Source organism: Nocardia sp. NPDC050712, assembly GCF_040654295.1.
GTDB lineage: Bacteria > Actinomycetota > Actinomycetes > Mycobacteriales > Mycobacteriaceae > Nocardia.
This window is the reverse complement of the sequence record NZ_JBFAHT010000001.1, coordinates 2,147,317-2,166,060: the sequence shown is the minus strand read 5'-3', so window position 1 is coordinate 2,166,060 and position 18,744 is coordinate 2,147,317. Positions and strand designations below refer to the sequence as shown.

The 18,744-nt window shown below is 70.1% G+C and carries 20 protein-coding genes; 16 read left to right on the top strand and 4 right to left on the bottom strand.

All coding sequences use genetic code 11. The features are described 5' to 3' along the window. The 12 genes from AB0H76_RS10415 to AB0H76_RS10360 all read left to right on the top strand — a co-directional run. A partial coding sequence (locus AB0H76_RS10415; protein ID WP_357320220.1) for a molybdopterin-dependent oxidoreductase occupies positions 1-1,362 on the top strand: 1,362 nt, incomplete at its 5' end. Next, entirely contained in the window at positions 1,355-3,187 is a 1,833-nt protein-coding gene (gene nuoH / locus AB0H76_RS10410) for an NADH-quinone oxidoreductase subunit NuoH (RefSeq protein WP_357320217.1), read from the top strand. The genes AB0H76_RS10415 and nuoH, both read left to right, overlap by 8 nt. Beyond that, positions 3,184-4,008: an NADH-quinone oxidoreductase subunit J gene (locus tag AB0H76_RS10405; RefSeq protein WP_357320214.1), complete on the top strand. Its 825-nt coding sequence runs from the start codon at positions 3,184-3,186 to the stop codon at positions 4,006-4,008. The genes nuoH and AB0H76_RS10405 overlap by 4 nt, the downstream gene beginning before the upstream one ends. Further along, the gene (gene nuoK / locus AB0H76_RS10400) at positions 4,005-4,304 is read left to right on the top strand and encodes an NADH-quinone oxidoreductase subunit NuoK (protein WP_029892786.1); all 300 of its coding nucleotides are present in this window, start codon (positions 4,005-4,007) and stop codon (positions 4,302-4,304) included. The genes AB0H76_RS10405 and nuoK overlap by 4 nt, the downstream gene beginning before the upstream one ends. Position 4,305: 1 nt before the next feature. After that, a complete protein-coding gene (gene nuoL / locus AB0H76_RS10395) occupies positions 4,306-6,192 on the top strand; it encodes an NADH-quinone oxidoreductase subunit L (protein ID WP_357320211.1) in 1,887 nt (628 codons plus the stop codon). Then, entirely contained in the window at positions 6,189-7,814 is a 1,626-nt protein-coding gene (locus tag AB0H76_RS10390) for an NADH-quinone oxidoreductase subunit M (RefSeq protein WP_357320208.1), read from the top strand. Before nuoL ends, AB0H76_RS10390 begins: the two co-directional genes overlap by 4 nt. Further along, on the top strand, positions 7,811-9,421 hold the full coding sequence (gene nuoN / locus AB0H76_RS10385) for an NADH-quinone oxidoreductase subunit NuoN (protein WP_357320206.1): 1,611 nt from the start codon (positions 7,811-7,813) through the stop codon (positions 9,419-9,421). The genes AB0H76_RS10390 and nuoN overlap by 4 nt, the downstream gene beginning before the upstream one ends. Positions 9,422-9,562: 141 nt before the next feature. Beyond that, the gene (locus tag AB0H76_RS10380; protein ID WP_357320202.1) at positions 9,563-9,733 is read left to right on the top strand and encodes an RGCVC family protein; all 171 of its coding nucleotides are present in this window, start codon (positions 9,563-9,565) and stop codon (positions 9,731-9,733) included. Between the two features lie 99 nt (positions 9,734-9,832). Then, the gene (locus tag AB0H76_RS10375; RefSeq protein ID WP_357320199.1) at positions 9,833-10,537 is read left to right on the top strand and encodes a hypothetical protein; all 705 of its coding nucleotides are present in this window, start codon (positions 9,833-9,835) and stop codon (positions 10,535-10,537) included. A 65-nt stretch (positions 10,538-10,602) separates the two neighbouring features. Next, complete coding sequence (locus AB0H76_RS10370; RefSeq protein WP_357320196.1) at positions 10,603-11,175, top strand: hypothetical protein; 573 nt, start codon at positions 10,603-10,605, stop codon at positions 11,173-11,175. A gap of 183 nt (positions 11,176-11,358) precedes the next feature. After that, positions 11,359-11,910 carry a copper chaperone PCu(A)C gene (locus AB0H76_RS10365; RefSeq protein WP_357320194.1) on the top strand — a complete coding sequence of 184 codons (552 nt, stop codon included), beginning with the start codon at positions 11,359-11,361 and terminating at the stop codon, positions 11,908-11,910. Then, positions 11,903-13,108, top strand: coding sequence for a Dyp-type peroxidase (locus AB0H76_RS10360; protein WP_357320191.1), 1,206 nt, complete (start codon positions 11,903-11,905; stop codon positions 13,106-13,108). The genes AB0H76_RS10365 and AB0H76_RS10360 overlap by 8 nt, the downstream gene beginning before the upstream one ends. Positions 13,109-13,169: 61 nt before the next feature. On the opposite strand, the gene AB0H76_RS10355 is transcribed toward AB0H76_RS10360, so the two are convergent. Continuing rightward, positions 13,170-13,520, bottom strand: coding sequence for a hypothetical protein (locus tag AB0H76_RS10355; RefSeq protein WP_357320188.1), 351 nt, complete (start codon positions 13,518-13,520; stop codon positions 13,170-13,172). 32 nt (positions 13,521-13,552) lie between these two features. After that, complete coding sequence (locus AB0H76_RS10350; RefSeq protein WP_357320185.1) at positions 13,553-14,278, bottom strand: HdeD family acid-resistance protein; 726 nt, start codon at positions 14,276-14,278, stop codon at positions 13,553-13,555. 255 nt (positions 14,279-14,533) lie between these two features. On the opposite strand from AB0H76_RS10350, the gene AB0H76_RS10345 reads away from it, so the two are divergent. Further along, positions 14,534-15,514: a glycosyltransferase family 9 protein gene (locus tag AB0H76_RS10345; RefSeq protein ID WP_357320182.1), complete on the top strand. Its 981-nt coding sequence runs from the start codon at positions 14,534-14,536 to the stop codon at positions 15,512-15,514. Here the strand turns inward: AB0H76_RS10345 and AB0H76_RS10340 are convergent. After that, entirely contained in the window at positions 15,511-15,828 is a 318-nt protein-coding gene (locus AB0H76_RS10340) for a metalloregulator ArsR/SmtB family transcription factor (protein ID WP_357320180.1), read from the bottom strand. The two genes, AB0H76_RS10345 and AB0H76_RS10340, sit on opposite strands and share 4 nt — an antisense overlap. 183 nt (positions 15,829-16,011) lie before the next feature. Here AB0H76_RS10340 and AB0H76_RS10335 point away from each other — a divergent pair, with 183 nt between their 5' ends. Further along, complete coding sequence (locus AB0H76_RS10335; protein ID WP_357320177.1) at positions 16,012-16,716, top strand: M23 family metallopeptidase; 705 nt, start codon at positions 16,012-16,014, stop codon at positions 16,714-16,716. Between the two features lie 160 nt (positions 16,717-16,876). Then, complete coding sequence (locus AB0H76_RS10330; protein WP_357320174.1) at positions 16,877-17,920, top strand: hypothetical protein; 1,044 nt, start codon at positions 16,877-16,879, stop codon at positions 17,918-17,920. Here AB0H76_RS10330 and AB0H76_RS10325 read toward each other — a convergent pair. Then, positions 17,892-18,218 carry a hypothetical protein gene (locus tag AB0H76_RS10325; RefSeq protein ID WP_357320171.1) on the bottom strand — a complete coding sequence of 109 codons (327 nt, stop codon included), beginning with the start codon at positions 18,216-18,218 and terminating at the stop codon, positions 17,892-17,894. The genes AB0H76_RS10330 and AB0H76_RS10325 overlap by 29 nt on opposite strands. A gap of 168 nt (positions 18,219-18,386) precedes the next feature. Here AB0H76_RS10325 and AB0H76_RS10320 point away from each other — a divergent pair, with 168 nt between their 5' ends. Continuing rightward, on the top strand, positions 18,387-18,722 hold the full coding sequence (locus AB0H76_RS10320) for an RNA polymerase-binding protein RbpA (protein ID WP_194813673.1): 336 nt from the start codon (positions 18,387-18,389) through the stop codon (positions 18,720-18,722). Positions 18,723-18,744 lie beyond the last annotated feature (22 nt).

The window sequence follows — 18,744 nt, the reverse complement described above, 5'->3', positions numbered from 1 at the left end:
GCGGACTTCCTGGCCGCCCGCGTTGCCGGGCAGGGCGTGACCGTCGACTACGACAGCCTCGAGCGCGCGCCGATCGTGCTGCTCGCCGGTTTCGAACCGGAAGAGGAATCGCCGATCATCTACTTGCGTCTGCGCAAGGCGGCCCGCAAGCGCGGGCTGCCGGTCTACGCGCTGGCGCCCTACGCCTCGCGTGGTCTCGAGCGCATGTCGGGCACCCTGCTGTCCACCGTGCCCGGCGCGGAACCCCATGTGCTGGAAGCACTCCGGACCGGCGCGGCCGAAATCGCCGACACCGCCGCCCGGCTGCTGCGCCAGCCGGGCGCGGTCATCCTGGCCGGTGAGCGGCTCGCCGGGATTCCCGGCGCGCTCTCGGCCGCGGTGCACCTGGCCGAGGAGACCGGGGCCGCGCTGGCCTGGGTGCCGCGCCGGGCCGGTGAACGCGGCGCGGTCGAGGCCGGCGCCCTGCCCGGCCTGCTGCCGGGCGGTCGACCGGTCGCGGATCCGGCCGCGCGCCAGCAGGTTCGGGCCGCCTGGAATGTCGGCGAACTGCCCGCCACCCCGGGCCGCGACACCGCGGGCATTCTCGACGCGGCCTCGGGCCTGGGCGCACTGGTCATCGGCGGCGTCGACATCACCGACCTGCCCGACCCCAGCGCCGCGCTCGCCGCCATCGACGCCGCCCGCTTCGTGGTCAGCCTGGAACTGCGGCACAGCCCGGTCACCGACCGGGCCGACGTGGTCTTCCCGGTCGCCACCGCGATGGAGAAGACCGGCACCTTCCGCACCTGGGAGGGCCGCCCGCGCCGCTTCGACGCCGCCCTGGGCGAATCCATGGTGACCCGCACGCCCGCACCACTGTCCGACGGCCGGGTACTGCACGCCATCGCCGACGAAATGCGAGTCCGGCTCGATCTGCCCGACGCCGCGGCGGCGCGCGCCGAACTCGCCGAACTCGGCGTGTGGGACGGCCAGCCCGTGCCGGCGCCCGCGCACCGGCCGCACCCGGTCACCCAGCCCACCGCCGGGACGGCCGTGCTGGCCTCCTGGCACATGCTGCTCGATCAGGGCCGCATGCAGGACGGCGAACCCAACCTGGCCGGAATCGCCCGCCCGGCCGTGGTCCGGCTCTCCCCCGCCACCGCCGCGGAAATCGGTGCGGCCGAAGACGATCCGGTCACCGTCGGCACCCCGCGCGGCCTGGTCACGCTGCCGCTGATGATCACCGAGATGCCCGACCGGGTGGTGTGGCTGCCGCAGAACTCGCCGGGCTGCTCGGTCACCGAACAGCTCGCCACCGCACCCGGCGGCGTCGTCGAGATCCGGCGCGCCGACGAGAGGAATAAGGAACACCGTCATGAGTGATCTGTCCCTCTTCGGCCACGATCCGCTGTGGCTGATCATCGCGAAATCCCTGGGTATCTTCGTCTTCCTGCTGCTCACCCTGATGGTGGCGGTGGTCGCGGAACGAAAGATCGTGGCGCGCATGCAGATGCGCCTCGGCCCCAACCGGGTCGGGCCCAAGGGTTCACTGCAGGCGGTCGCCGACGGCGTGAAGATGGCCCTCAAAGAGGACATCATTCCCGCCATCGTCGACAAGCCCATCTACATCATGGCGCCGATCATCGCCGTGATCCCGGCCTTCATGGCGTTCGCGGTGATCCCGATGGGCGGCGAGGTCTCCCTGGCCGGGGAGCGCACCGCGTTGCAGCTCACCGATATGCCGGTGGCGGTGCTCTACATCCTGGCCATCACCTCCATCGGCGTGTACGGCATCGTGCTGGCCGGCTGGGCCTCCGGGTCGACCTACCCGCTGCTCGGCGGCTTGCGCTCGACCGCGCAGGTGATCTCCTACGAGATCGCGATGGCACTGTGCTTCGCCGCGGTGTTCCTGCACTCGGGCACCATGTCCACCTCGGGCATCGTCTCCGCGCAGCATCCGACCTGGTTCGTGTTCCTGCTGCTGCCCTCGTTCCTGATCTACTGCGTAGCCATGGTCGGCGAGACCAACCGCGCGCCCTTCGACCTCCCCGAGGCCGAGGGCGAACTGGTCGGCGGCTTCCACACCGAGTACTCCTCGCTCAAGTTCGCCATGTTCATGCTCGCCGAGTACGTCAACATGGTCACCGTCTCCGCGCTCGCGACCACCCTGTTCCTGGGTGGTTTCCACGCGCCGTGGCCGTTCAACATGATTCCGGGCGCGGACGCCGGCTGGCTGGGTCTGATCTGGTTCGTCGCCAAGGTGTGGACGTTCCTGTTCGTGTTCATCTGGCTGCGCGGCACGCTGCCGCGCCTGCGCTACGACCAGTTCATGGGTCTGGGCTGGAAACTGCTGATCCCGATGTCGCTGCTCTGGGTGATGCTGGTGGCGGGTGCGCGGGTCGCGGAGGCCGAGGGCCTGCACATCGAGACCCCGGTACTGGTCCTCGGCGGGCTCGCGCTCACCGGGCTGATGGTCGGCATGTTCCTGCGGGCCGGGCGCAAACCCGGTCTGCCGCCGCTGGCCGAGGAACCCGTCACCGTGGCGGAATCCGGTGTCTTCCTGGGGTTCCCGACGCCACCGCTGCCCGCGGACGCCGCGCAGCGCGATGTCGCCAAGACCAGCTTCCTGGAACCGCTGTCCGGCTTCGCGGTCACCGCCGCGACCATGTTCAAGAAGCCCAACACCGAGTCCTACCCCGAGCAGAAGGTGCCGACGGCGCCGCGCTACCACGGGCGGCACCAGCTCAACCGGCATCCGGACGGCCTGGAGAAGTGCATCGGCTGCGAACTGTGCGCCTGGGCCTGCCCCGCCGACGCGATCTTCGTCGAGGGCGCGGACAACACCGAGGCCGAACGCTTCTCCCCCGGTGAGCGCTACGGGCGGGTCTACCAGATCAACTACCTGCGCTGCATCGGCTGCGGCCTGTGCATCGAGGCCTGCCCGACCCGGGCGCTGACGATGACCAACGAGTACGAGATGACCGACGACAACCGGGCCGACCTGATCTACGAGAAGCAGAACCTGCTCGCGCCGATGCAGCCCGGCATGCAAGCGGCTCCGCACGCCATGTATCCCGGTGCGACCGAAGGCGATTACTACCGCGGCACGGTTCCCGGCGGTGTCGCCGGGGCCGATCCGATCTCCGAGGAACCGGTCGGCCGGGACCTCGAGCCCACCGCGGTCGGAACCGAAGGAGTGGCACGGTGAACGAATTCCTCTTGGCCGCCGAGCCGTTGACCCGCACCGGCGGCGGCGAGGCGGTGCAGTTCTGGATCCTGGCCCCGCTGGCCGTGGCCGGCGCGCTGGGCATGGTGTTCTCCGCCAAGGCCGTGCACTCGGCGATCTGCCTGGCCGCCACCATGATCTCGCTCGCCGTCATGTACATCGCCCAGGACGCGCTGTTCCTGGGCGTGGTGCAGATCGTGGTCTACACCGGCGCGGTCATGATGCTGTTCCTGTTCGTGCTCATGCTCGTCGGCGTCGACTCCGCGGAATCGCTGAAGGAGACGATCCGCGGGCAGCGCGCCGCCGCCGGCGCGGTCGGCATCGGCTTCGGTTTCCTGTTCATGAGCGGGATCGCCAACGGCATCCGGGACTCCGAAATCACCTTCCCCGCCACGGGTTTCGCCGGGCGTGACGTGATCGGCGAACTCGCCGAGCTGATCTTCGTGAAATACGTCTGGGCGTTCGAACTCACCGGCGCGCTGCTCATCGCCGCCACCATCGGCGCCATGGTGCTCGCGCACCGCGATCAGCTGGAACCGAAGCTGGGCCAGCGCGAGATGTCGCGGGCGCGGTTCCGCGACGGCAAGAGCCGCGCCACCCCGCTGCCCACCCCGGGCGTCTACGCGCGGCACAACGCCGTCGACATTCCGGCGCGACTGCCCGACGGCACCTTCGAAGAACACTCGGTGAGCACCATCCTGCGGCACCGCCGCAATCAAGCCCTGACCGAGGCGGCCGTCATCTCGGTCGGCTCCGAGACAGCTCCGGCCGATACCCAGGCAGACGAGGAAGGCAAGCGGTGAACCCTGAGAACTACCTGTTCCTGTCCGCCCTGCTGTTCACCATCGGCGCGGCGGGAGTGCTGTTGCGGCGCAACGCCATCGTGGTGTTCATGTGCATCGAGCTGATGCTGAACGCGGTGAACCTGGCGTTCGTCACCTTCGCCCGGCTGCACGCCAACCTGGACGGTCAGGTCTTCGCGTTCTTCACGATGGTGGTCGCCGCGGCCGAAGTCGTCGTCGGCCTCGCGATCATCATGACCATCTTCCGCGCCCGTCGCTCGACCTCGGTCGACGACGCCAACCTGCTGAAGTTCTGACATGGAGACGGCAACGCTCTGGCTCATGCCCGCCCTGCCCCTGGCAGGCGCCGTAATCCTGCTGCTGTCCGGTCGTTTCAGCGACAAGTGGGGCCATCTGCTCGGCACGCTCGCCGCGCTGGTCTCCTTCGGCTTCGCCGCCGTCGCGTTCTTCGGCATGCTCGGCCGCGACACCGCGGCCCGGGCCGTGGACGTCGAGTTGTTCGAATGGGTGCCGGTGCCGGGCCTGGAAGTCCCGATGGGGCTCCAACTCGACCAGCTGTCCATGTGTTTCGCGCTGCTGATCACCGGTGTGGGTTCGCTGATCCACATCTACTCGATCGGCTACATGGCGCACGACCCGAACCGGCGGCGGTTCTTCGCCTACCTCAACCTGTTCCTCGCGGCCATGCTGCTGCTGGTGCTGGCGAGCAACTACCTGGTGCTGTTCCTCGGCTGGGAAGGCGTCGGCCTGGCCTCCTACCTGCTGATCGGGTTCTGGCACGACAAGCCCTCGGCGGCCACCGCGGCCAAGAAGGCGTTCGTGGTCAACCGGGTCGGCGACATGGGCCTGGCGATCGCGCTGTTCACCATGTTCGCCACCTTCGGCAGCATCGGCTTCGGCGAGGTCTTCGCGGCCGCGCCACAGGCGAGCGAGGGCACGCTCACCGCGATCGGGTTGCTGCTGCTGCTCGGCGCGTGCGGCAAGTCCGCGCAGGTGCCGCTGCAATCCTGGCTCGGGGACGCGATGGAGGGCCCGACCCCGGTGTCGGCGCTGATCCACGCGGCCACCATGGTCACCGCCGGCGTCTACCTGATCGCCCGCTCCGGGCCGATCTTCGACCTGGCCCCCGACGCCCAGCTGGGCGTGGTGATCGTCGGCGCGGTGACGCTGCTGTTCGGTGCGATCATCGGCTGCGCCAAGGACGACATCAAGAAGGCGCTGGCCGCCTCCACCATGAGCCAGATCGGGTACATGTTCCTGGCCGCCGGACTCGGACCGGCCGGGTACGCCTTCGCGATCATGCATCTGCTCACGCACGGCTTCTTCAAGGCCGGGCTGTTCCTCGGCGCCGGCTCGGTGATGCACGCGATGGACGACGAAACCGATATGCGGCGCTACGGCGGGCTGCGCAAGCTGCTGCCGGTCACCTTCGCCACCTTCGGACTCGGTTACCTCGCGATCATCGGGGTGCCGCCGTTCGCCGGGTTCTTCTCCAAGGACAAGATCATCGAGACGGCCTTCAACGCCGGCGGCGCCAAGGGCTGGACGCTCGGGACCGCCGCGCTGATCGGCGCCGGGCTCACCGCGTTCTATATGACGCGGGTGATGCTGATGACCTTCTTCGGCAAACGCCGGTGGCGCGAAGGCGCGCACCCGCACGAGGCCCCGGTCTCCATGGGCGGGCCGATGATCCTGCTGGCCGTCGGTTCGGTGTTCTCCGGTGTGCTGCTGGTCATGGGTTCCGCGCTGCAGAACTGGCTGGCGCCGGTCGTCGGTGAACACCACGGCGAGCACCTGCTGCCCGCCTGGGTCGTCACCGTGCTGGCCCTGCTCGTCGTCGCGATCGGTGTCGGCGTCGCCTACCGCGAATACGCGGCGAAGGAAATCCCGGAGACCGCACCGGTTCCCGCGGGCGTGCTCACCGTCGCGGCGCGCCGCGACCTCTACGGCGACGCCTTCAACGAGGGCGTGCTCATGCGCCCCGGCCGCCACGCCACCCGCGCGCTGGTCTTCCTCGACAACCGCGGCGTCGACGGCGTCGTCAACGGGACCGCCGCGCTCATCGGCGGCCTCTCCGGCCGCGTCCGCCGCGTCCAAACCGGATTCGTGCGCTCCTACGCCCTGTCCATGTTCACCGGCGCGGCCCTGGTGGCCGCAGCCCTGCTGGCTGTGAGGATTTGGTGAGCAACTATCCCTGGCTGACCACACTGTGGCTGCTGCCCGTCATCGGCGCCGGCCTGGTGCTGGTGCTGCCCGCGGCCCAGCGCACCCTGGCGCGCTCGGTCGCGTTCACGGTGGCGCTGGCGACCCTGGTCCTCGCCGTCGTCCTGGCCGTGCGGTTCGAACCCGGCGGCGATCAGTACCAGTTCGTCGAATCCCACGAGTGGATACCGGCTTTCGGGGCCGGGTACACGCTCGGGCTCGACGGGATCGCGATCGTGCTGGTGCTGCTCACCGCGGCGCTGGTGCCGATCCTGGTGCTGGCGGGGTGGCACGACGACCGCGAGGTCGGCGGCGGCAAGCGGGTCACCCACACCTACATGGCGCTCACCCTGCTGGTCGAGGCCATGGTGCTGGTGTCGTTCCTGTCGCTGGACATCCTGCTGTTCTATGTCTTCTTCGAGGCCATGCTCATCCCGATGTACTTCCTCATCGGCGGCTTCGGCCCGCGCGGCGGTGACCTCGCGCTGCGCCAGCAGCGATCCCGCGCGGCGGTGAAGTTCCTGCTGTACAACCTGTTCGGCGGACTCGTCATGCTCGCCGCGGTGATCGGCCTCTACGTGCTCACCGCCCGCGAATCCCTGGGCCCGGACGGCACCGGCAGCTTCGACCTGCGAGTCGTGGTCGCCGCCGCCAACTCCGGCCAGCTCGGCGCCACACCGGCCGTGCTGAACGCGCTGTTCCTCGGGTTCATGTTCGCCTTCGCGGTGAAGGCGCCGCTGTGGCCGCTGCACACCTGGCTGCCCGACGCCGCCGTCGCCGCGACACCGTCGAGCGCGGTGCTGATGATGGCGATCGTCGACAAGGTCGGCACCTTCGGCATGCTGCGCTACTGCCTGACGCTGTTCCCCGACTCCGCGGGCACCTACGCGCCGCTGGTGATCACGCTCGCGGTGGTCGGCATCGTCTACGGCGCGGTCGTCGCCATCGGCCAGACCGACGTGATGCGCCTGATCGCCTACACCTCGATCTCGCACTTCGGGTTCATCATCCTGGGCATCTTCGCCATGACCAGCCAGGCCCAGACCGGCGCCACGCTGTACATGGTCAACCACGGCATCTCCACCGCCGCGCTGTTCCTGGTCGCCGGATTCCTGGTGTCGCGCCGGGGAACTCGCGTCATCGCCGACTACGGCGGGGTGCAGAAGGTGGCGCCGATCCTGGCGGGCTCCTTCTTCATCGCCGGCCTGGCGACGCTGTCGCTGCCGGGACTGGCGCCGTTCGTCAGCGAATTCCTGGTCCTGGTCGGCACCTTCAGCCGATACCAGGTCGCCGCGGTGGTCGCCTCCTCCGCGCTGGTGCTGGCCGCGCTCTACGTGCTGTGGCTCTACCAGCGGATGATGACCGGGCCGGTGACCAAGGACAACGAGCGGATTCACGATCTGGTCCCGCGTGAGCTCGCCGTGGTGGTGCCGCTGATCGCCGCGCTGATCTTCCTCGGGGTGTATCCGAAACCGGTGCTGGACTTCATCAATCCCGCGGTGAGCCAGACGCTGACCACGATCGGGCGCCAAGACCCCGAGCCGGCCGTCCCCGCCGTCACCGAGGCCGGACCGGCCACCAGCCACGGAGGTACGCACAAGTGAACAGCGCAGTTCTCGCGGCCACCGTGCCCGCGCCGAGTATCGAATACAGCCTGATCCTGCCGATGCTGATCGTCTTCGGCGCGGCCGTGACCGGCGTGCTCGTCGAGGCGTTCGTGCCGCGCCGGGCGCGCTATGTCACCCACGTGCTGCTCGCGATCCTGAGCCTGGGCGCGGCGCTGGCCGCGGTGATCGGGCTGGCGGGCACCTCGGCGACCGCCGTCGTCGGCGCGGTGGCGATCGACGGTGTCAGCCTGTTCCTGCAGGGGATCATCCTGGTGGTCTCGCTGCTCGGCATCGTGTTCATGGCCGAGCGGCACGCCCAGCCGGTGGCCGAACGGCGTTCCGGCCCGGGCACCTGGGCGCTGAACGCCGCCCGCCCGCGCGTCGTCGACGCGTTCACCCCGCAGGCGTCGGCCGTGCCCGGCAGCGCCCTGGAGCGGACCGCCGAGAAAGCGGGCATCGCCACCACCGAGGTGTTCCCGCTGACCATGCTGGCGATCGGCGGCCTGCTGCTGTTCCCCGCCGCCAACGATCTGCTCACCATGTTCATCGCGCTGGAAGTGCTGTCGCTGCCGCTGTATCTGCTGTGCGGGCTGGCCCGCCGGCAACGGCTGCTCTCCCAGGAGGCGGCGCTCAAATACTTTCTGCTGGGCGCGTTCTCGTCGGCGTTCTTCCTCTACGGCGTGGCCCTGCTCTACGGCCAGGCCGGCACCGTGAAGCTGGCCGGGATCTCCGATGCCCTCATCGCCCACCCCTCCAACGCCCTGCTGGCGCTGCTCGGGGTGGCGATGCTCGCGGTCGGGCTGCTGTTCAAGATCGGCGCGGTGCCGTTCCAGTCCTGGGTGCCCGACGTCTACCAGGGCGCGCCGACTGCGGTCACCGCGTTCATGGCCGCCGCCACCAAGATCGCGGCGGTGGGCGCGCTGCTGCGCGTCATCCAGATCGGGGTGCCCAGCCTGCGCGACGACTGGCGGCCCGTGCTGGCCGCGGTCGCCATCGCCACCATGGTCGCCGGCGCGGTCCTGGCCATCACCCAGACCGACGTCAAGCGGATGCTGGCCTACTCCTCGGTGGCCCACGCCGGGTTCCTGATGATCGGTCTGGTCGCCGCCACCGACGCGGGCACCGCCGCGATCCTGTTCTATCTGGTCGCCTACAGCCTGGGCACCGTCGGCGCGTTCGCGGTCGTCAGCCTGGTCCGCACGGCCGACGGCGAGGAGGCGACCGCGCTGTCACAGTGGGCCGGACTCGGCCGGCGCGCACCGTGGCTGGCCTCGATCTTCGCGCTGTTCCTGCTGTCCTTCGCCGGGCTCCCGCTGACCTCCGGCTTCGTCGGCAAGTTCGCGGTGTTCCAGGCCGCCGCCGCCGACCACGCCCCCTACCTGGTCATCGTCGGCGTCCTGTGCAGCGCGATCGCGGCGTTCTTCTATGTCCGGGTGATCGTGCTGATGTTCTTCACCGAACCGCCCACGGACGCACCGGTTGTCGTGACACCGGTGCTCACCTGGACCATCGTCGTCACGACCGCCGCGGCGACCCTGATCCTCGGTGTGTTCCCCCAGCCACTGCTGGATCTGGCCGAGCGGGCGTCGATCTTCGTCCGCTGAACCCGCTACCGCCCACGGCCCCATGGACCTCGAAATCCATGGGGCCGTGGTGCGTGTAGCGTCGGGGTGCGGAGTTTCTTCGCAGTCTTTCGGTGTGTCCGACGCCGCTGGATCAGTGCACGCACAGGACGCAGGAGCGGAATGTCTGCCACCGACGTAGCGATCGATCCGAATCCCACCGCCACCGACGACGATGCCTGCCCGGCATGTACGCATCCCCGGGACTCGCACGACCGGATCTCCCAGCGCTTCTGCGAGGCCACCAGCGCCGGGCAACTCGACCGCGGCTGCGTGTGCCCCGCGAAGTCGTGATCTGAGCGCCGACCGGCCCTTCGAAATCCAGCCGAACCGTGTCCTACCTGCAACGGAAGGGTAGCCCGGCGGCTCGTCGGCGCAGGCACAGTTAACAGTATGTTTGCCCTCGCGCGGACCCGGTTCGCCCTGCTGCTGGCCGCGCTCGCCGCGGTGTCCGGCACCGCGCTCGCCGCGGGGCCGGGCTCGGCGCTACCGACCGCCGTCCTGGGCGGCGGCTCCGGCATCACCCTGGGCGAGCAGGCCGCCTGCACCCTGACCACCATCGGCTACGACCGCGCGCAACGCCTGGTCGGGCTGACCGCCGGGCACTGCGCCGAGCTGGGCACGCCGGTGCGGGCCGAGCGGGCGAGCGAGGCGGGGCCCATCGGCACGGTCGCGCTGGTGGACCCCGACGACGACTACGCGGTCATCGAATTCGATCCGGGGAAGGTGGTCCCGGTCCGGCAGGTCGCCGCGACCCGGATCGACGGCATCGGCGCCGGGCCCCGGCCCGGCGATCTGGTGTGCAAGAACGGCCGCACCACCGGATACGGTTGCGGCGTCGTCTGGGACGCGCACCCGTGGTGGTTCCGCAACGAAACCGGTTCGCGGTCCGGCGATTCCGGCGCGCCGGTCACGCTGGGCGATCGGCTGGTCGGCATGAACGTCGGGCATCTGGCGGAAGCGCCGCTGGCGGTGGCGGTCAGCGGGCCGCCGGGGCGGATGCCGGCCGTGCACTCGGCGGTGGCCACGCAGATCGGGATGATCCTGGCCGATATCGAGCAGAACGGCGCGGTCGGCGCCGGGTTCCGCCCGGTCTGAGCGGGCGGCGCCGTCCGCTCGGTCCGGGGTCGACCACCGACTACGACCGGCAGTAGTATGTGCCGGTGCGACATCCGGCGGAGGCAGCGGCGCGACTGCGCTCGGCCACGCCGTATCGGCCGCTGCGCGGCGCGTTCATCGGATCCGCCTCCGGCGCAGTGAGTATCGCGGCGCACGCCCTCGGCGGCGGCGTGGTCGCACCCGGAGATTCCTCGATCGCCCTGCTGCTCGCCGCGTGCGGGCTGATCGGCGTCACGGTCGGCGCGCCGCGACATTCCGGCACCGGCGCCCGGCGCTCCGGGCTCGCCGAACTCGTGCTGTTGCTCATGGCCGGCCAGGCGATCGGGCACACCGCGCTGACGCTCGCGCCCGCCCACCAGCACGGCTCCCACGCCGGCGCGGTCATGCTGCTGGCGCACCTGGTCGCCGTCCCGGTGGGCGCGCTGCTGATCCGGGCCGCCGAACTCGGGCTCACCCGGGCCGCGGCCAGCGTGCGGAAAGCCTTGCGCGCCCTCGTCACCCGGCCCGCCCGGCTGCCTGCCGCCCGCGCGAGCGCGGCGGCCGGACCGGTGCGCACCGCGCGCCGACTACTTCTCAGCTCCGGAATCGGGAGCCGGGGACCACCCGCGTACTGCTGACCAGTTCCCGGCCTGCCGCCGGGACCTCTCCGCACAGCCCGATCCCCGGCGAGACGTTCGCCGAAACCTGGTGCCGCGCACGGTGGAAAGCCGCCGCGGCCCGGCTCGGGCTGCGCCGGCATGTACCCGGCGAGGAGCGCTGCCCGCGCCCGCCGGTCCCCCACAACGATTCGGAGTATCCGCATGTCTGTCCCGACCACGACCTGTTCGCGCCTGGCGCGCGGCGCCGCCGCCCTGGCCACGGTGCCGTTCCTGCTCGTCGCGTGTTCCTCGACCGAGGACACCGCCACCCGGACCGCCGCCGAGCAGGTCTCCCTCAGCGACCAGTGGGTCAAGGCCGCGCCCAGCGGGATGTCGGCCGCCTTCGGCACCCTCACCAACGACAGCGACCAGGCGATCACCGTGGTGTCGGGCTCGAGCCCGGCCTCGAGCAGCATCGAGCTGCACGAAATGATCACCAAGGCCGACGGCACCAAGCTGATGCAGCCCAAGCCCGGCGGCTACACCATCCCCGCGCACTCCAGCCTCACCCTGAAGCCGGGCGCCGACCACATCATGTTCATCGGCCTGCACCAGGCGCTGCGCACCGGATCGGACACCCCGATCACGATCGTCTTCGGCGACGGCTCGTCGGAGACCTTCACCGCGCAGGTGCGCGACTTCCCGGGCAACCAGGAGGACTACGGCACCGAGGGCGAGCACGGCCCGCAGCCGACCCACGCGCCCGGTGCCTGAGCCGGAATCGCGGGCGAGCGGGTTCACCCGGCGGCGGCTGCTCGGCGGCAGCGCCGCCGCGGCGGGCGCGGCCGGGCTCGGACTGGGCGCGGTCGCGCTCCAGCGCGGCGACTCCGGCCTGGGGCAGCCCGCGCCGACCGCGACGGAACCGTTCTACGGTCCGCGTCAAGCCGGGATCGCGACCGCGCCGCAGCGTCACGTGGCTTTCGTCGGCCTCGATCTGCGGCCCGGCAGCACCCGCGAGGACCTCATCGGCATCCTGCGGATCTGGTCCGGCGACGCGGCCCGCCTGACCCAGGGCACGCCCGCGCTCGCCGACACCGAACCGCAGCTGACCGCGCGTCCGGCCCGGCTCACCGTCACCATCGGATTCGGGCCCGCGGTGTTCGCACACGCCGGGCTGGCGGACCGCAGGCCCGCCTGGCTGCGCCCGCTGCCGTCGTTCCGCATCGACAAGCTCGAATCCCGGTGGAGCGACGGCGATCTGGTGCTCCAGGTCGGCGCGGACGAGGTGACCACGGTGGCGCACGCGGTGCGGGTGCTGTGCCGCAGCGTCACCACGCTGACCACGGTGCGCTGGGTGCAGCGCGGTTTCCGGGACGCGGCGCCCGGGCAGACACCGCGCAATCTGATGGGCCAGGTCGACGGCACCGAGAACCTCGGCGGCGCCGACCTCGATCGGCTGGTCTGGGACGACGGCGCCGCCCAGCCGTGGCTGGCCGGGGGCACCTCGCTGGTGCTGCGGCGGATCGCGATGAACCTGGAAACCTGGGACGAGATCGACCCGGACGGCAGGGAACTCAGCGTCGGGCGCAAGATCGACAGCGGTGCGCCGCTGACCGGCGGCGCCGAGTTCGACGCGCCGGATTTCGAGGCCGTCGACCGGCTCGGAATTCCGGTGATCCCGCCGTCCTCGCATATCGCGCGGGCCCACCACACCCACGACGGGGAGCGGTTCCTGCGCCGCGGCTACAACTACGACGACGCGCCCGAGCCGGGGCAGGTCTCCAACTCGGGGTTGTTGTTCGCGGCGTTCCAGCGGGATGTGGACGCGCAGTATCTACCGGTGCAGCAACGGCTGGCGGATTTCGACGCCCTCAACGTGTGGACCACACCCGTGGGGTCGTCGGTGTTCGTGATCCCGCCGGGGATCACGGCACCCGGCGGGTATATCGGACAGTCGCTGTTCGAGGCCTGAGGTCCTGCGCGGCGCTCAGGATGACAGGAGCTGTGCTGTCATCCTGAGCGTCAGCGCGGAACTAGGTCCACAGCGTCGCGACGAGGACGTTCGCGACGGCCAGACCGCCCGCGGCGTGGGTCATCCAGGGAATGTCCTTGCCGCGCTTGGCATCCGCGCGTCCCATCTCGGCGAAAGCCGCGACGAGCACGGAGACGACCAGTTTGACGCCGATCTTCGTCATGTTCGGGTCCTTGCCGAGCGAGTCGATCGATTCGGCCAGCCCGACCAGGATCACTCCGGTGATCAGCTGCGCCCGCGCGCCCCACACCATGACCTCATTGACCCTGGGTTGCCCGGCCGCGTAACCGCCGACCACCGCGGCCATGCCGAGCAGGTGGGTGACGACCACCAGCTTGTAAACGAAATCCATGAGCACACGCTAGTAGATCTCGAGCCCGTCTACTACATAGCGTCGTGGGTTTGCTGATCCCGGCGCGGAGCGGGCTCGTTGTCCCCGGAGCGGTAGATCGTGGCGTCGTAACTCGCCGGCCGCGTCTCGCCGCCGCGGTACTCGGCGACGCGGTACTGGCCGGGCCGGTAGTCCATCGCGCCGACCTGCCAGCGGCGGGCGTCCGAGCGCACCCGGAACGCGGTGATGATCTCCATGATGCCCAGCACCACCAGGCAGATACCCGCCACCCAGGCCAGCGTGACCGCCGAGGCGAACGGCCAGATGATCAGCACGATGCCGGCGATCGTGGTGAGCGCGCCGAACACGCCCATCCAGCCCCGGCCCGGTAGTCGCGGCTCGGAGATGGCCGACATCAGCGAGCCGATGCCGCGGAACAGCCAGCCGATGCCGATCCACAGGCCGAGCAGCCACACCGCGGTGAATTCGTCACGGAAGCAGAAGAGCCCGATGATGATCGACAGCACGCCGCTGATGAAGGCGAGCACGCGCAGCCCGGCCCGGGCCGGTGCGCCGAACGCCGCGATCAGCTGCAGCACGCCGCTGATCAGTAGGTAGACGCCGAAGATGACACCGGCGACCACGGCCGTCTGACCCGGCCAGGCCAGGATCAGCACGCCGAGTCCGGCCGAGAGAATGCCCATCAGCAGAATCGTTTGCCAGGCCCCACGGGCGAGCGTCTGCAGTGGCCCTTCGTTCGCAGTGTTTGTCGTCGTCATGCCGCGATGGTAGGCGGAAGACGTCATGTTCGCTGAAGATTTGCTGGGCAACGCGCCGGGACCGAGGCAAACGGGAGACCGCGAAAACGCTCGCCGCCGTAGGTCACCGCGCGACGTCGGCGCGGTCCCGGAAGTGTGCGATGGGTAACGCCTACCTACCCCGTGGTTTATCGCCTGAGCCCCTGGGGAAGTCATCTCGCAGTGGCTCTGTGCGGGGCCGGGTTCGGTGCGTCTATCGGTGGCTAGGAGAAGAGGGTGGCGGTAGTACTCGTGCTGCAGGCACGCGGGATGGGCGATCTGCTCACCGCGGTCCCGGCGCTTCGTGCGCTACGCCGGGCCAAGCCGCGCGACCATATCGTCTTAGCCGCTCCGCACCGTCTCAAACCACTCATCGACCTCACCGCGTCCGTCGACGCGATCCTGCCGACACCGGAGCTGGCCGCGCTGCGCTGGGACGAGCCGCCGCCGCAGCTCGCGGTGAATCTGCACTGGCCGAGCACCGAGAGCATCGTCGAGCTGACCAAGACCGACGCGGCCCGGATCCTGAGCTACCGCAATCCCGCCTTCCCCGACCTGGACGGCCCGGTGTGGCAGACCGACACCCACCCGGTGGAGCGCTGGTGCCGGCTGCTGGAGTCCGACGGGATCACCGCCGACCGCCGCAATCTCGGCCTGGTGCCGCCGGTTTCGACGACCAGCCGCCGCGACAGCGTGGTGGTGCACGTGGGCGCCGGCAAGAAGGCGCGGCGCTGGCCGCCCGAGCGGTTCGCGGCCGTGATCCGGCATCTGCTGGTGCTGGGCCGGGAAGTGGTGCTCACCGGCGACGAGTCCGAACGCGACATCGCGTTGAGCGTGGCCGCGCGGGCCGGGCTGCCGACCAGCCGGGTGCTGGCCGGCGATCAGAGCCTGCTGGAGTTCGGCGCGACCGTCGCCGAGGCCGCGCTGATGATCAGCGGCGACACCGGTGCCGCGCACCTGGCGACCGCCTTCGGCACCCGCACCGTGCAGCTGTTCGGCCCGACGCCGCCGCGCTGGGGCGGCCCGCCGCCGCATCTACTGAGCCGGCACGTGGTGCTCTGGGCCGGGCAACTCGGCGATCCGGACGCCGACACCCCCGATGCCGGGCTGCTGCGGATCGGCGTCACCGAGGTGATCGCCGCCGTCGACAAGCAGCTGAACCAGCGGCACTGGCCGGGCACCGATCGCGGCCGCGCCCCGTACCGCCAGGTCGGCTAGATCTGATCCTCGGCCGCGCTCAAGGCCGCCGAGTAGGCGGCCAGGGCGCTGGGCCAGAACTGCTCCAGGTAGTCACGGGCGTCGGCGAGACCGCGCGGATCCAGGGAGTAGAGCCGCCGATTGCCCTCGGGACGCATCATCACCAGCCGGGCCTCGCGCAGCACTTTCAGGTGCTGCGATACCGCTGAGCTGCTGATTCCCAGAGTCTCGGCCAGTTCTCCGACCGCGCGGGGCGCCTGCGGCAGGGCCTCGAACAGGGCACGCCGGGTGGGGTCGGCGAGCGCCGTCAGGGCCCGCACTCCGTTAGTCGGCACTTAAGTAGTGTGATCGATCAGCATACTTTTGGCGAATTCGGGGATGGAGTCTGTTTTCCCAGGTCGTTTCCGGGTCGCGGTTTTCTCGTTACCCCTTCGTGATCTTCGAACAGGACTTTTAGCCGTCTGTGACGGTTGCCACATGATTACGGGGGCCGGATAACGCTCCCGTACGTTCAAGTCATGCCCGTAACCGATCCGTTATCTTCGCGGCGGACCGGCGGTACCACGTCTACCCGCCGCCGCACCGCCACCAAAGTGGCCACCGTGTCCGCGGTGGTCACCGCCTCCCTCGCGGTGCTGGCCGGCGCCGATCAGCACATGGCCGACAACACCGGCCGCCTGAACGCCGGCAAGACCGTCGACCTCGGCACCGAGGCCCAGCAGTCCGCCCAGGCCGTCGCGTACACCATCCCCGGCCTGCCGCAGCTGCCCCCGATCGAACTGCCGTGGGAGACGAACAAGCCGGCCATCGAGACCCGGCCGCACACCGTCCGGCCGGTCGCGGGCGCACTGACCTCCAACTACGGTAGCCGCTGGGGCGCGATGCACAACGGCATCGACTTCGGCGACGCGCTCGGCGCCCCGATCGCCGCCGTCACCGACGGCGTCGTCATCGAGGCCGGCCCCGCCTCCGGCTTCGGCATGTGGGTCCGGGTGCAGCAGGACGACGGCACCGTCGGCGTCTACGGGCATGTCAACGAGATCCTCGCGCAGGTCGGCCAGCAGGTGCACGCCGGTGACATCATCGCCACCGTCGGCAACCGCGGCCAGTCCACCGGACCGCACCTGCATTACGAGGTGCACCACCCCGAGTTCGGCCCGATCGACCCGGCGCCCTGGCTCGGCGGGCGCGGCGTCGCCGTCGAGAGCCTGGGCGGCGGATAGCCACCCCGTGTGCGCCGGTCGATGAGGGACCGGCGGATACCCCGAGGGCCCCGCGGACATTGTCCGCGGGGCCCTCGGCATTTTCTAGCACTCCGGTATGACCGGCGAATGGCGCCGCAGCGGGAGGTGAGCAGGCGCTCCCGATTCCTACCGTCGGTGTATGTCCACGATCGAGATCGCTTCGGCAGCACCGGATTCCCCACTTCCCCGGCATCGCCGCGCCGCACCGGAGCGCACCCGCCGCGGCGGCCCGCTACATCGCCCGCTGCTGTACATGGTGGTCGCGATGAGCGCGCTGGTGGTGTGCTCGATCGGTGGGCTGCTCTTCGACGACCGGGTGCTGCTGGGCGAATCGGTGTGGGTGAAGCCGCTGAAGTTCGGCTTCGCGTTCGCGCTCTACGGCCTGACCCTGGCCTGGCTGCTGGCCTTGCCGCACCGGGGTTCCGGGGCCACCTGGTGGCTGGGCACCGCGTTCGCGGTCACCGGGTTCGCCGACGTCGGTTTCATAGCCGCCCAGGCGGCGCGCGGCACCTACAGCCACTTCAACAACCTCGACACCGACCCGGTCAACGCGATCGGCCAGCAGGTGTTCATGTCCGGCGTGCCGGGCCTGTTCCTCGCGAATCTGGTTATCGTGCTGATTCTTTCGTGGCAGCGCCTGGTGGACCGGCCGACCACCCGGGCCATCCACGCCGGACTGGCCCTGGCCGTGCTCGGCATGGCGCAGGCCTATCTGATGGGCTTCACCGGTAAACAGCGGGTGCTCGACGCCGCGGGCAACAGCGTGGAGCTGGTCGCCGGGCACACCGTGCTCGATGCCGCGACCCGCACCGACGCCGCCCGCGACGGCGCGGGCCTGCCGATCCTGGGCTGGAGCACCATCGGCGGTGATCTGCGCATCGCGCACTTCTTCGGCCTGCACGGGATCCAGGTGCTGCTGCTCGCGGTGGTGGTGCTGGCCCGGTTCGCGCCGCGCTACCCCTGGCTGCGCGCCGAAGGCACCCGCGCCGCCCTGATCGGCGTGCTGGCCCTGGGCTACACCGGGCTGTTCGCGCTGGTGTTCTTCCAGGCGATGCGGGCGCAGTCGCTGATCCATCCGGACGGCATCACCCTGGCCTGCTTCGGCAGCATCGTGGCGGGCACCGGGCTGCTCGGTTACGCCGTCTACCGGAGAGCTAGCGCAGCCGTTCGGCGTCCCGCGTGAGCTCGACCAGGGTCTTGCTCAGCATCGCCAGCTCCTCGGCGCCCGCGCCCTCGCTGATCGCGGTCGCCACGTCCTCGGCGGCGCAGCGGGCGGCGAACCAGCGATCCGCCAGGTCGGCGGCCTCCTGCGCGCTGAGCACCACCGAGTCGTCGGGGATGCCGGTCCCCTTCAAACTGTTGCGATGCTCGTAGGCGCGTTGCCGACAGGATTGACGGCAGTACCGGCGTCGGCGGCCGGCCTCCGAATCGACGATCTCCCGCCCACACCACAGGCAGGACGACAGCAAGCGGCGCGACATGAGGCAGAACAGTAACGCCTCGGGTGAGGCGTGGGAAAACCACGACACGCCAACAACTACAATGCTTAGGTTCACGTCGCCGCCAGCCGTGCCGGGAACTAATAGTCACCGGCTGGCCGTTGTACTGATGGTCCAGCGAAGACCCGAGCACACAGGGAGAGGCACACCATGGCAGATCGCGTACTCCGGGGCAGTCGGCTCGGAGCGGTGAGCTACGAAACCGATCGCGACCACGACCTGGCTCCGCGTCGGATCGCCCGGTATCGCACCGACAACGGCGAAGAGTTCGACGTGCCGTTCGCCGACGATGCCGAGATCCCGCCGACCTGGTTGTGCCGTAACGGCCAGGAGGGCACCCTCATGGAGGGGACCACCCAGGAGACCAAGAAGGTCAAGCCGCCGCGCACACACTGGGACATGCTGCTGGAACGTCGCAGCAAGGAAGAGCTCGAGGAGCTGCTCAAGGAGCGCCTCGACCTGCTGAAGACCCGCCGCCGCGCGTAAGGTCGCACCAAACGAAAAGGCC